This window comes from Methylorubrum sp. POS3 (genome assembly GCF_043352485.1).
Taxonomy (GTDB): domain Bacteria; phylum Pseudomonadota; class Alphaproteobacteria; order Rhizobiales; family Beijerinckiaceae; genus Methylobacterium; species Methylobacterium suomiense.
Genome location: NZ_JAPRBT010000001.1, coordinates 3,680,692 through 3,694,018, shown reverse-complemented (window position 1 = coordinate 3,694,018; position 13,327 = coordinate 3,680,692). Strand labels below are relative to the sequence as shown.

The 13,327-nt window shown below is 68.3% G+C and carries 11 protein-coding genes and 1 pseudogene; 11 read left to right on the top strand and 1 reads right to left on the bottom strand.

The features are described from left to right. Positions 1 to 173 precede the first annotated feature (173 nt). The 6 genes from OWC43_RS17065 (at position 174) to OWC43_RS17040 (ending at position 5,652) form a co-directional block, all read left to right on the top strand. Positions 174 to 1,826, top strand: coding sequence for a porin (locus OWC43_RS17065; protein WP_393958579.1), 1,653 nt, complete (start codon positions 174 to 176; stop codon positions 1,824 to 1,826). A 195-nt stretch (positions 1,827 to 2,021) separates the two neighbouring features. Beyond that, a complete protein-coding gene (locus OWC43_RS17060; RefSeq protein WP_137828601.1) occupies positions 2,022 to 2,933 on the top strand; it encodes an amino acid ABC transporter substrate-binding protein in 912 nt (303 codons plus the stop codon). Between the two features lie 27 nt (positions 2,934 to 2,960). Then, complete coding sequence (locus OWC43_RS17055) at positions 2,961 to 3,683, top strand: amino acid ABC transporter permease (RefSeq protein WP_393957529.1); 723 nt, start codon at positions 2,961 to 2,963, stop codon at positions 3,681 to 3,683. Beyond that, a complete protein-coding gene (locus tag OWC43_RS17050) occupies positions 3,684 to 4,376 on the top strand; it encodes an amino acid ABC transporter permease (protein WP_393957528.1) in 693 nt (230 codons plus the stop codon). Positions 4,377 to 4,521: 145 nt separating this feature from the next. Beyond that, entirely contained in the window at positions 4,522 to 5,250 is a 729-nt protein-coding gene (locus tag OWC43_RS17045) for an amino acid ABC transporter ATP-binding protein (RefSeq protein ID WP_393958578.1), read from the top strand. 171 nt (positions 5,251 to 5,421) lie between these two features. Further along, complete coding sequence (locus OWC43_RS17040; RefSeq protein WP_137828604.1) at positions 5,422 to 5,652, top strand: DUF6894 family protein; 231 nt, start codon at positions 5,422 to 5,424, stop codon at positions 5,650 to 5,652. 74 nt (positions 5,653 to 5,726) lie between these two features. Here OWC43_RS17040 and OWC43_RS17035 read toward each other — a convergent pair whose 3' ends face one another. Then, positions 5,727 to 6,350: a TetR/AcrR family transcriptional regulator gene (locus OWC43_RS17035; RefSeq protein WP_393957526.1), complete on the bottom strand. Its 624-nt coding sequence runs from the start codon at positions 6,348 to 6,350 to the stop codon at positions 5,727 to 5,729. 178 nt (positions 6,351 to 6,528) lie between these two features. Between OWC43_RS17035 and OWC43_RS17030 the strand changes: the two genes are divergently transcribed. The 5 genes and pseudogenes from OWC43_RS17030 to OWC43_RS17010 form a co-directional block, all read left to right on the top strand. Continuing rightward, on the top strand, positions 6,529 to 7,680 hold the full coding sequence (locus OWC43_RS17030; RefSeq protein ID WP_393957525.1) for an efflux RND transporter periplasmic adaptor subunit: 1,152 nt from the start codon (positions 6,529 to 6,531) through the stop codon (positions 7,678 to 7,680). Positions 7,681 to 7,718: 38 nt separating this feature from the next. Further along, a complete protein-coding gene (locus OWC43_RS17025; protein ID WP_393958577.1) occupies positions 7,719 to 8,855 on the top strand; it encodes an efflux RND transporter periplasmic adaptor subunit in 1,137 nt (378 codons plus the stop codon). A gap of 104 nt (positions 8,856 to 8,959) precedes the next feature. After that, complete coding sequence (locus OWC43_RS17020; RefSeq protein ID WP_393957524.1) at positions 8,960 to 12,016, top strand: efflux RND transporter permease subunit; 3,057 nt, start codon at positions 8,960 to 8,962, stop codon at positions 12,014 to 12,016. A gap of 193 nt (positions 12,017 to 12,209) precedes the next feature. Beyond that, positions 12,210 to 12,905, top strand: coding sequence for a DUF2490 domain-containing protein (locus OWC43_RS17015; protein WP_393957523.1), 696 nt, complete (start codon positions 12,210 to 12,212; stop codon positions 12,903 to 12,905). Between the two features lie 246 nt (positions 12,906 to 13,151). Continuing rightward, positions 13,152 to 13,327: pseudogene (locus OWC43_RS17010) on the top strand (MFS transporter); the annotation flags it as partial.

Sequence of the window (13,327 nt, the reverse complement as noted above, 5' to 3'; positions counted from 1 at the left end):
ATTGGATCGTATTCTAGCCCTGCATCGACAGCAAACATCTTGCACTTTCGCTGTGCAGATATCCCCTGGATCGCTCGAATGCCGCGCAAGCCGGTGGATCGGGCAGCCGGGTACGCTGTGGCACGGGCGCGCTCGGGGCGGCGGGGATGCCGAACCCGAATGGGGGCGGGCGGATGGGCCGGATCGCGAAGTCGCTTCTCTCGGGCACGGCGCTGCTCGCCGTCGTCGCCCCCCCGGCGCGGGCCGCCGACCTACCGGTGAAGCAGGCGGTTCCGATCGAGTATGTCCGCGTCTGCACCGCCTACGGCGCGGGCTTCTTCTATATTCCCGGCACCGATACCTGCCTGCGGGTCTCGGGCCGGGCCCGCTTCGAGGCGGGCTACATCCCGGTCCAGAACCGCAACAACAGCGGCGGTGACCTGTCGCAATATCGCGGGCTGATGCGCATGAACTTCGATGCGCGCACCCAGACCGGTTACGGTTCGCTCCGGGCCTTCCTGCGCGTGGAGGCGGCGAGCCGCACCGGCGTCTTCATGGCCTCGGGCACGCAGCAGCGCATCGGCAACGCGTTCCCGGCGGTCGGCCAGGATCAGCTCGGCCGGGTCCAGAACTTCATCGTCACCGACAAGGCTTTCGTCCAGTTCGCCGGACTGACGGCGGGCCGCGCCTCCTCGTTCTTCGACTTCTACGCCCACGATTACGAGTTGATCGGCTCGACCGCCGGCTCCGACGTCCCCTCGACCAATCTCCTCGCCTTCACCAAGACGTTCGGCGAGGGTTGGTCCGCGACCCTGTCGATGGAAGATCCGAACTTCCGCAAGAACCCGTTCTACGCCGCCTCGTTCAGCGCCCCCGCGACGGGGCCCGGCCAGAGCGGCGTGAACAACGTCTTCAACACGGCCCCGAGCCCGGTGATCCTCGGCACCAATGCCGACGGCACCGCCAACACCGTCGTCTTCGTCGACACGGTCCAGCGCTCGCGCATGCCCGACTTCGTGGGCGCCCTGCGCTACGACGCGCCCTGGGGCTCGGCCCAGCTCTCGGCGGCGGTCAAGGACGTGAACATCGGCGGCTTCATCGCCAATTCCGCCGTCTCGACCCTGACGCCGGTGGCGGGGGCCGCCGGGCCGGTCGGCCCGGGCACCGCCGCGGCACTGCTGGCAGCCCGCAACCTGCGCTCCGGCGCGCAGACGGAGTATGGCTGGGCGGTGCAGGGCGGCCTCAAGCTCAACATGCCGTGGATCGCCCCCGGCGACGGTCTCTACCTGCAGGGCGCCTACGGCGAGGGCGCGCTGATCTATACCGGCTTCTCGATCTTCACCGGCACCTATGCCAGCCAGCTCACCCCCGTGCAGGGCGCACCGTTCGCGCACGTGCTCGCCGACGCGGTGGTCAACCCGCTCACCGGCCGGATCGATCTCTCGAAGAGCTTCACCGCCACCGCGTCCTTCCTCCATTACTGGACGCCCGAATGGCGCTCGGCCTTCTTCGGCAGCTACGGTGAGGTCAGCTTCGCGCGCGGCACCCGCGAAGCGTTCAGCCTCGTCAACAGCCTCGTCGGAACCTCGGCCCCGCCGACCGGCGCGGGCTTCGCGGTGAGCCCGATCCTGCGGGACAATTATCAGATCATCGCCGGGACGAGCCTGATCTGGTCGCCGGTGAAGGACCTCGATATCGGCATCGAAGGCACCTACATCGGCACCGGTCCGCTGAGCGGCCGCATCACCGATTCGACCCGCCCCGTCACGGTGAACGGATTGCCGGCCTTCACCGAGAAGCGCTACGACACGACGCAGATCCGCATGCGGGTCCAGCGCGATTTCTGATCGGCTCGGTCGGCTCCGAAATGTCGGCCGCCCTCTCCAATCTCACACATCTGTCGCCATCAACCGTGGACGGCATACGCCTTGCCAAGGCACCGGCGCCGGTCGATGGATGACAAGTCCAGCGGCCGGCCTCACTATGAGTTTCATTGATGACATCCGGCCGCCATCGGCCGTCCACGGAAGAAGGTCCGCCGCATGCGCCTGAGAGACGCGTTCCTCCTCGCCGCCGTTGCCGCCCTGGCCTCGGGCGCGCCCGCGCGGGGGCAGGAGCTGACCGGCACACTCAAGAAGGTGAAGGATGCGGGCGCGATCACCATCGGCTATCGCGATTCCTCGGTGCCCTTCTCCTATCTCGACGGCAACCAGAAGCCGGTGGGTTACGCCTACGAGATCTGTCTCAAGGTCGCCGATGCGGTGAAGGCCCACCTGAAGCTCGACAAGATGGAGGTGAAGCTCAATCCCGTGACCTCGGCGACGCGCATTCCGCTGATCGCCAACGGCACGATCGACCTCGAATGCGGCTCGACCACCAACAATCCCGACCGGCAGAAGCAGGCCGCCTTCACCAACACCCACTTCCTCACCGCGACGCGGTTCGTCGCCAAGAAGGACAAGGGGCTCGACAAGACCGACGACCTGAAGGGCCGCACCGTGGTCTCGACCTCGGGCACCACCAACATCCGCCAGATCAACGAGATCAACACCGCCCGCTCCCTCGGTATGAAGATCCTCCCGGCCAAGGATCACGCGGAGGCCTTCCTGATGGTCGAGACCGGGCGCGCCGACGCCTTCGTGATGGACGACGTGCTGCTCGCCTCGCTCGTGGCCGGCTCCAAGACGCCGGACGCCTACACGATTTCCTCCGAGGCCCAGTCGAAGCCCGAGCCCTACGGCATCATGCTGCGCAAGGACGACGCCCCGTTCAAGGCCGTGGTCGATGAGGCGACCGCCGCGCTCTACAAGAGCCCGGAGGGCAAGGCGCTCTACGAGAAATGGTTCACCCAGGCGATCCCGCCGCGGGGCATCAACCTCAAGCTTCCGATGAGCGAAGCCATGCAGAAGGCCTTCGCCAACCCGAGCGACAGCCCGGACCCGGCCGCCTATTGAGGCGTCGGGCGGGGGGGCTGAAGCGCGATGAACTACACCTGGAACTGGGGCATCTTCCTCGAGCCCTCGCCCGAGGGCGTCGGCACCTATGCCGACATGCTGCTCTCCGGCCTCGGCTGGACGGTGGCCACGGCGCTCTCGTCCTGGGTGATCGCCTTCACCCTCGGCTCGGTGATCGGCGTGCTGCGCACCCTGCCTTCCAAGGCGGCCAACGCCGTCGGCACGGCCTATGTCGAGCTGTTCCGCAACGTGCCGCTGCTGGTGCAGATGTTCCTGTGGTATTTCGTGCTGCCGGAAGTCCTGCCCGTCGGCCTCGGCACGGCGGTCAAGCAAATGCCCGACGCGCCGTTCTACACGGCGGTCCTGTGCCTCGGCTTCTTCACCGCCTCGCGGGTGGCCGAACAGGTGCGGGCGGGCATCCAGTCGCTGCCACGGGGGCAGCGCATGGCGGGCACGGCGCTCGGCTTCACCACGGCGCAGACCTATCGCCACGTGCTTCTGCCCAATGCCTACCGCATCATCCTGCCCCCGCTCACCTCCGAATTCCTGAACAATCTCAAGAACACCTCGGTGGCGCTCACCATCGGCCTCCTCGAACTGACGGCCCGCGCCCGCTCGATGCAGGAATTCTCGTTCCAGGTGTTCGAGGCCTTCACCGCCGCCACGGTCCTCTACGTGCTGATCAACCTCGTGGTGATCCTGGGCGCGACCCTCTTGGAGCGGTTCGTCGCCGTGCCGGGGGGGCGGTAGATGTTCGCGAATTTCGACTTCTCGGTCATCGCCGCGTCGCTGCCCTACCTGTTCGGACAGGGCATGGTGTTCACCGTGACCCTGACGGCGCTGGCGGCGAGCGGCGGCATCGTGTTCGGCACGGCGCTCGCGATGATGCGCCTGTCGGGCATTCCCGGCGTCACGCACGCGGCCAAGCTCTATGTCGAGCTGATGCGCTCGCTGCCGCTGGTGCTCGTCATCTTCTGGTTCTATTTCCTCGTGCCCTATATCGGCGCCTGGGTGACGGCCTCCACCACGCCGATCCAGGTCGGTGCCTTCGCCTCCGCGCTCGTCACCTTCACGCTGTTCGAGGCAGCCTATTTCGCCGAGATCATGCGGGCGGGCATCCAATCGATTCCCAAGGGGCAGACCGCCGCGGCGTCCGCGCTCGGCATGAGCTACTGGCAGACGATGCGGCTGGTGGTGCTGCCGCAGGCACTGCGCAACATGCTGCCGCTGCTGCTGACCCAGACCATCGTGCTGTTCCAGGACACCTCGCTCGTCTACGTCCTCTCGCTGACCGACTTCCTGGGCGCGGCGTCGAAGGTCGCGCAGCGCGACGGGCGCCTCGTCGAGATGTACCTGTTCGCGGCCGTCGTCTACTTCGCCGTCTGCTTCACGGCTTCGCTCCTGGTGCGCCGCCTGCAGGCCCGCGTCGCCATCATCCGCTGAGGTGAGTGCAACGATGACCTCGACTTCGATGCCGGCACCCACGACCGGAACACAGGCGGCCTCCGCGAGCGAGGCGCCCGCCGATGAGGGCCTGCGCGCCGGTCCGCTCGTGACACCTCCGCCCGCCACCGCGACCGGTCAGCCGATGATCGCCATCGACCGGGTGTCGAAATGGTACGGCGAGTTCCGCGTGCTCACCGACTGCTCCACGAGCGTGGCCCGCGGCGAGGTGGTGGTGGTCTGCGGACCTTCGGGCTCGGGCAAGTCGACGCTGATCAAGTGCGTGAATGCCCTGGAGCCGTTTCGGGAGGGACAGATCACCGTCGACGGCACCCGGGTGAAGGAGCGGGGCACCAACCTGCCGAAGCTGCGCGCGCGGGTCGGCATGGTGTTCCAGCATTTCGAGCTGTTCCCGCACCTGTCGATCACCGACAATCTCACCATCGCCCAGCGCAAGGTGCTCGGGCGGCCCGGCGCGGAGGCGAAGAAGCGCGGCCTCGACCTGCTCGACCGCGTCGGCCTGTCCGCCCATGCGCAGAAATATCCGGGCCAGCTGTCGGGCGGGCAGCAGCAGCGGGTGGCGATTGCCCGGGCGCTCGCCATGAATCCGGTGGTGATGCTGTTCGACGAGCCGACCTCGGCGCTCGACCCCGAGATGGTCGGCGAGGTGCTCGACGTGATGGTGGAACTCGCCCGCGACGGCATGACCATGATGGTCGTCACCCACGAGATGGGATTCGCCCGCAAGGTCGCCGACCGGGTCATCTTCATGGATCGCGGCGAGATCGTCGAGGACGCCACCAAGGATGCCTTCTTCGGCCAACCGCGGAGCGAGCGGGCCCAGCAATTCCTGTCGAAGATCCTCGCCCACTGAGAGCGGTGCGACCGGGGCGCCCCTCGCCATCGCAAACTCGATTGCATACAACATTCATAAATATTCCGTCCGATACCGTACCAATCCTTCCGATATGCGTTCATTTTGGGCGCATGCGGCGCCGATCGAAGGAAGTTGGCGCCGAACATTCGTTAAGAAGTTTTCAGACCGATGCCGCGCTTCTTTTTCGATATCCACGATGGTGCGGACCTGCGCGACGAGGTGGGCCGCGAGATCAGTGAGCCCCTCGCGCTGCGCCGCGAGGCGTTGCGGGTGATGACCACGCTGATGGCGGCAGAGGCCGAGGACAGCCAGGATTGCGCGTTGACGCTCAGCGTGCGCAACGAGAACGGCGATTGCGTCATGACGATTCGCCTGGTGTGCCAGATCGATGATCGGTGAGGGATGGCCTTCCGCTCGGATGCTGCAGCCCGGGGCCACCGCCGCCGTAACCTGAGGGGGCCCGGCCCGATGCCTCAGGATGACCGGGCGGGCGCATCGCGTCCCGCGCCGCCGGCGGTGGAACGATCGAGGGGCGGTCCGGCGTCCAGCGCGCAAGCGGCGCGCTCCAGCGCGCCGAACAATTCTTCGGCCTGCGCGCCGCCGAGATCGTGAAAGCCCAGCGTGCGGCCCATGACGAGGCCGAGAATCGCGAAGAACAGCATCGCGCCCGCGCCCGGCGGCTCCGCGTCCGCCAGCCGCTCCAACCGCTCCGCGACGAAGGCGCGGTAGCCCGCGAGCGCTTCCGGATTCTCGGCCGCGGCGATCAGCAGGGCGCGTGAGAAGTCGTCGTCCTCGCAATACGCCTCGCGCAGATGCGCCACCATGGCGAGCGCCAGTCCGGACGGCCCCGGCTGCGACAGCGCCTCGCAGGCGGCGATGCCCTCGCGCAGCTCGGCGAGCTTGCGGGCGACGAGGGCCAGGATCAGTGCGTCCTTCGAGGCGTAATGGTGCAGCACGCCGCCCTTGCTGAGCCCCGCCTGGGCCGCCACGGCGTCGATGGTGAGCGCCCGCCCGCCGCCCCGGCGCAGTACCGCGCCGGCCGCGTCGAGGATCGTCTCCGCCCGGTCGTCGCGGCGGCTGCGCGTCCTCTCCCCCATCGCTCCCTCGAACCCATGTCTCGGAGCATCGCCCCGCATGCCGGCGATCGCCGGCTCGATGCTCAATAAAAACCGTCTGGACGGTCGGTAAGATACACGGTAAGCCTGCGCCGCGATAGCGTCCTATCCCGCCCGTCCCCGCGACGCCGCCGGGACCGGCGCTCGGAAGGCTCCGCCGATGTCTCCTAACGCATCTCTTCTGGTTTCCGTTCGACGCGCGCTTCCGGTGGTCCTCGTCCTCCTGCTCGCATCGCCGGAAGCGCATGCCGTGGGGGAGGCTCGGGAAACGGAAGCGAGCGAGGATCCGACCGTCGCCCTGGTCCGGATCGTGTCGGCGCAGAAGAGCCAAGTCGCGACCGACGTGGCCCTGACCGGCGACATCCAGGCTCAGGCGCAGACCAACGTCGCGTTCCGGACCAACGGCAAGGTTTCCGAGCGGCGGGTGGAGGTCGGCGACCATGTCGCCGCCGATCAGGTGCTCGCCGTGCTGGAGCCGCTGGTGCAGCGGGCCAATCTCGACAATGCCCGCGCCGCCCTGGTCTCGGCGGAGGCGCAGCTGACCCAGGCCCGGGTGACCTTCGACCGCCAGAAGCAGCTCCTGGCCGGCGGCTACACCACCCGGCCGAGCTACGACAATGCCGAGCAGCAGCTGCGCACGAGCCAGGCCGCGGTCGATTCGGCCAAGGCCGCCCTCGGCACGGCGGAGGAGCAGCTCTCGTATACGGAGCTGCGCGCGGGCGTCGCCGGCATCGTGCTGAGCCGCACCTTCGAGGTCGGGCAGGTGGTGCAGGCCGGGCAGGCCGTGATGGTGCTGGCCCAGGATGGACCGCGCGACGCGGTGTTCAACGTCTACGAGGCGCTCACCGCCCACCCGCCGGACGAGAAGGCGATCGAGGTCATCCTGCAATCGGATCCGACTGTGACCGCGATCGGGCGGGTGCGGGAGATCTCGCCGACCGTCGATCCGCAGAGCGGCACGGTGCGGGTCAAGATGGGCCTCGTGTCCACGCCCCCGGCGATGACCCTCGGCGCCGTGGTGATCGGGCGCGGGCGCTTCGCCGCGCGCGACGCCGTGGTGCTGCCCTGGTCGGCCCTCTACCGCTTCGACAACCGGCCCGCGGTCTGGATCTACGATCCCGCCACGGCGGCGGTCTCGGTGCGCCCGGTGGAGATCGAGCGCTACGGCGGCGCCGATATCGTGCTCAAGACCGGCGTCGAGCCGGGCGAATCGGTGGTGGTCGCCGGGATCCAGTTCCTGCGCCCCGGCCAGCGTGTCGCGGTGGCGCCACCGGCGACCGCGGCCTCTGCCGGCGCGGAGGGCGGACGATGACGCGCGGGCCGCTCTTCTCGACATCGTCGGCGGCGATCATGCCCCCCGTCCCGAGGCCGCGTGCGAGCGTCGGACTGTCACGCGGAACGGCGCGCTTCGCCTCGCTCGCCCTTCTGCCTCTCGCCCTCGCCGCCTGCCAGCCCTCGCAGGAGGAGCCCGGCCCGCCGCCGGTGCGGCCGGTGCTGACGGCTCTCGCCGAACCCACCGAGAGCGTTCTCTTCGGGCCCTTCGCCGGCACGGTGGAGCCGCGCTACCAATCGCAGCTCGGCTTCCAGATCGGCGGGCGGGTGGTGGCCCGCGACGTGACCGTCGGGGACGTGGTGAAGAAGGGGCAGCGCTTGGCCGCCCTCGACCCGATCGTCTCGCGCTTCGACCTGACGCGGGCGGAGGCCGAACTCGCCGATGCCCAGGCCCAGTCCGAGAATGCCGCCGCCACCGAGGCCCGTACCCGGCGCCTGACGGAGGGCGGCAACGTCACCCAGGCCCAGCTCGACGCGGCCGTGGCCCGGCGCGACACGGCCCAGGCGCGCTTGGCCCAGGCCAGCGCCAGCCTTCAGAAGGCCCGCGACCAGATCGGCTATACCGAGCTGCACGCGGATTTCGACGGCGTCGTCACGCAGCGCCTCGCCGAGATCGGCCAAGTCGTGAGCCCGGGGCAGGGGATCGTCACCCTGGCCCGCCCCGAGACCCGCGAGGCCGTGGTCGATATTCCCGAAACGCTGGTCGGGGCCATGCCGCAGGACGGCGTGTTCACGGTCGCGCTTCAATCCGCACCGGAGGTGACCGCCCGCGGCCGGGTGCGCGAGATCGCGCCCTTCGCCGATACCGGAACCCGCACCCGGCGCATCCGCATGACGCTGGAACATCCGGGCCCGGCCTTCCGGCTCGGCGCCACCATCACGGTGTCCCTGATCCGCCCGACCGCCCGCCGCTTCCTCCTGCCCGCCACCGCGCTCTTGGACGCCGATGGGCGCCGCTCGGTCTGGATCGTGTCGGAGGCGGCGGGCGGCCAGCGGCAGGTGACGCGCCGCGACGTGACGCTCGCCGCCGAGCCCGATGGAGGGCCCCGCATCGCCGTGGGCGGCGGACTGCAACCCGGCGAGCGGATCGTCGTCGCCGGCGTCCGCTCCCTGAGCGACGGGCAATCCGTCCGCCTGCCCGACGAACCGCGCTAGGGGCGGCCCAGCCCCTTAGGCCCCTTGCCAGGCGGCTCTGTTCGACGAACCGGCCCCCCGCCGCGTCGGACGGCACGCCCGCTGGCGGAAGAAGGCTCTTTGCCGTGAAGGACTTCAACCTCTCCGACTGGGCGCTCGCCCATCGCTCGCTGGTCTGGTTCCTGATGCTGGTCTGCTTGGCGGCCGGCGCGATGGCGTATGCGGGGCTCGGCCGCGAGGAGGATCCGCCCTTCGCCATCAAGACCATGGTGGTCCAGGCGACGTGGCCCGGCGCGACCATCAAGGACACCCTCGATCAGGTCACCGACCGGATCGAGAAGGAATTGCAGCAGATCAACGCGCTCGACTACGTCCGCAGCTATACCACGCCGGGCCAGTCGACCGTCTTCGTACAGTTCCGCGACACGACGAAGAAGGAGGAGATCCAGCCGGCCTTCTATCAGGTGCGCAAGCGGCTGGGGGACATCCAGCACACCTTCCCGCAAGGGGTGCAGGGTCCGGCCTTCAACGACGAGTTCGGCGACGTCTACGGCAACGTCTACGCCTTCACCGCCGACGGCCTGACCCACCGGCAACTGCGCGACTACGTCGAGGGCGTGCGCACCGAAATCCTCAAGGTGCCCAATATCGGCAAGACCCTGCTGATGGGCGTGCAGGGCGAGACGATCGACCTCGATTTCTCGACCCGCAAGCTCGCGGGCTACGGCATCGACATCCAGGCCCTGATCAAGGCGCTGCAATCGCAGAACGCGGTGGCCGCCTCGGGCGTCGTCCAGGCGGGGCCGGAGCGCGTGAGCCTGCGGGTCAGCGGGCAATTCTCGTCCGAAGACTCGCTGCGCAACGTCAACCTCCGCTTCAACGACCGCTTCTTCCGCCTCGCCGACGTGGCCGAGATCTCGCGCGGCTACGAGGACCCGCCCGCCGCCATGTTCCGCGTCGACGGCAAGCCCGCGATCGGGCTCGCCATCGCCATGCGGCCCAACGCCAACCTCCTCAAATTCGGCGAGGACCTGAAGGCGCGCATGCATGTGATCGAGGGCAAGCTGCCCATCGGCGTCGGCATCCACCTCGTCTCGGACCAGCCCAAGATCGTCGAGGAGGCAGTCGGCGGCTTCACCAAGGCCCTCGTCGAGGCGGTGGTGATCGTGCTCTTCGTCAGCTTCGTCAGCCTGGGGCTGCGCGCCGGCCTCGTGGTCGCGATCTCGATCCCGCTGGTGCTCGCGATCGTCTTCGTGATCATGCAGATCATGGGGGTGACGCTCCAGCGCATCTCGCTCGGCGCCCTCATCATCGCCCTGGGCCTCCTCGTCGACGACGCGATGATCACCGTCGAGATGATGGTCGCGCGACTCGAACTCGGCGACAACCTCAAGAAGGCCGCGACCTTCGCCTACACCTCCACGGCCTTCCCGATGCTCACCGGCACGCTGGTGACCGTGGCGGGCTTCCTGCCGATCGGCTTCAACGGCTCGTCGGCCGGCGAATACACCTACTCGCTCTTCGTCGTGATCACCGCCTCGCTCCTCGTATCCTGGGTGGTGGCGGTGCTGTTCGCGCCGCTCCTCGGCGTGACCATCCTGCCCAAGAGTGTGAAGCATCATGCCGAGAAGCAGGGGCTGTTCACCCGCCTCTTCATGGCGGTGCTGCGGGTGGCGATGCGGCTGCGCTGGATCACGGTCGCGATCTGCGTGGGGCTGATGGGTCTCGCCATCGTCGGGATGGGCCACGTCCAGCAGCAGTTCTTCCCGTCCTCGGATCGGGCCGAACTCCTGGTCGATCTGACGCTGCCGCAGAACGCCACCATCCGCGAGACGAAGGCGCAGCTCGACCGGTTCGAGGCCAACCTGAAGGGCGATCCCGATATCGAGCGCTGGAGCTCCTATGTCGGGCAGGGCGCGGTGCGCTTCTACCTGCCGCTCGATCAGCAGCTGGCGAACGCCTTCTACGGCCAGATCGTGATCGTGACGAAATCCCTCGAACTGCGCGACAAGGTCATGGCGCGCCTGCAGAAGGTCGGCCGGCGCGACTTCGTCGGCACCGACGTGCTGGTGCAGCCGCTCAATCTCGGACCACCAGTGGGCCGACCGATCCAGTACCGCTTGTCCGGGCCGGACATCCAGGAGGTGCGCCGCCTCGCCCTCAAGCTCGCCGACGTGGTGGCGAGCGACAAGCGGCTCGCCGTGCCGACCTTCGACTGGAACGAGCCCGGCAAGGTGCTGCGGGTCGAGATCCTGCAGGACAAGGCGCGTCAGCTCGGCGTGACCAGCCAGGACATCGCCGGCATCCTCAACGGGGTCGTCGGCGGTCAGGCGATCACGCAGGTGCGCGACTCGATCTACCTCGTGAACGTGATCGGCCGGGCGCGCGCCATCGAGCGCACTTCCCTCGACACGCTCCAGAGCCTGCAGGTCACCCTCTCGAACGGCTCCGTCGTGCCGATCCTGGCCTTCGCCCGCATCGATTACGATCTGGAGCAGCCGATCGTCTGGCGCCGGGACCGGGTGCCGACGCTGACGGTGCGCGCCACCATCAACGACGCGACCCAGCCGCCCACCATCGTGACCGCGCTCCAGCCGGCCATCGACGCCTACGTGAAGGCGCTGCCGGAGGGCTACACGCTGGCGATCGGGGGCGCCGTCGAGGAGGCCGGCAAGGGTCAGGGACCGATCGCGGCGGTCGTGCCGGTGATGCTGCTCGCCATGGCCCTGTTCCTGATGATCCAGCTCCAAAGCTTCCAGAAGCTGTTCCTGGTGTTCTCGGTGGCGCCGCTCGGCCTGATCGGCGTGGTGCCGGCGCTCCTGCTGTTCGACAAGCCGATGGGTTTCGTGGCGATTCTCGGCATCCTGGCGCTGATCGGCATCATCGTGCGCAACGCCGTGATCCTGGTCAGCCAGATCGAGGAATGCGAGGCCGAAGGGATGAGCCCCTGGGACGCCGTGGTCGAGGCCACGCGTCACCGCATGCGCCCGATCCTGCTGACGGCGGCGGCCGCCAGTCTCGGCCTGATCCCGATCGCCCGCGAGGTGTTCTGGGGGCCAATGGCCTACGCGATGATCGGCGGCATCCTGGCCGCGACCTTCCTAACCCTCCTGTTCCTGCCCGCCCTCTATGTCGGCTGGTACCGGATCAAGCCGCCGCCGCGGGGTGCGGCACAGGGTTAGCCGATGAGGCCCCTCTCCCAGCATGCGGGGAGAGGGGATGCACCGCCCAGGCAGGAGCCTGTCACCGAAGCGTCACAGCGGCGCTGCCACGGCTCCGACGCGGCGCAAAAAGCTGGACCGCGCCGCCGCCAAGCCCGACATCTGGGCCCGTGCCGCAGACGGGTTGCGGGCCAACGCCGCGGAAAGTCCCCTCTTGCCCAGCCGGAAGCGCCTCCTCCTCGCCGCCCTGGCCCTCGCATCAGCCGGCCCGGCCGCGGCACAGACGACGCAGGACACTCAGCTCTGGCTCAACACCACGCTGTTCGGCAGCCACGGCGACTTCGTCTATTTCGCCGAAGTCCAGCCGCGTTTCGGCAGCGACATCTCCCGGCTCGATCAGCTCATCCTGCGCCCGGCCGTCGGCTGGAAGCTGAACGACGCGCTGACGGTCTATCAGGGCTACGCCCGCGTCGAGAACACGCCCGCGGGCGCGCCGAGCTTTTCCGAGAACCGCAGCTTCCAGCAGCTCAGCTGGGAGATCGGCGAGTTCGCAAAATTCAAGCTGTCCTCGCGCACCCGGTTCGAGCAGCGCTGGCAGTCCGACGGGCGCGACGTGGGTTTTCGGTTCCGCGAGATGCTGCGCGCCTCGCATCCGATTTTCGACGAGGCGAGCGGCCTCAGGGCAGTGGGCTGGAGCGAGGTTTTCGTGGCGTTGAACGACACGGATTGGGGGGCGCAGGCCGGCTTCGACCAGATCCGTACCTTCGTCGGGCTCGAGATCCCGCTCCAAGATAAGGCGCAGGGCAAGTCGACCGTCGAGGTCGGCTACCTGAACCAGACGGTGAACGCCCCGGCCGCACGGGTCGAGATCAACCACATCCTCTCGCTCAACCTATCCCTGCGCTACTGATCGCCCGGCACGGTTCGGGCGAATCACAAAGTAGTCCAATGCTAGCTTAATTATGCATGTGAGGGCTGGATTTAGGGACAAAATGCCCAATCCATGCCGTCGTTGCATGGCCGGACTGCCGGGCCTCCCGCGACGCCGAAACCTCTTTGCGGATTTTATCCCATCCGCTAGGCACGTGCCGAACGCCGCGTGAACACCGAGGACGGGCGCGGCCACAGCATGCGAGAGGCGAGCCGGCTGCCCGCGATGACCACCGAACCCGCAACGGCCAATTCCCGCCCCCTCGAGCGCGACGCCCAGGTGGCCATGAGCCACCACGACGTGAGCCCGAACGACATCGCGCTCGGCGTGGTGATCGGGCGCGCTTCCGAATACTTCGACTTCTTCGTGTTCGGCATCGCCTCGGTGCTGGTGTTCCCGAA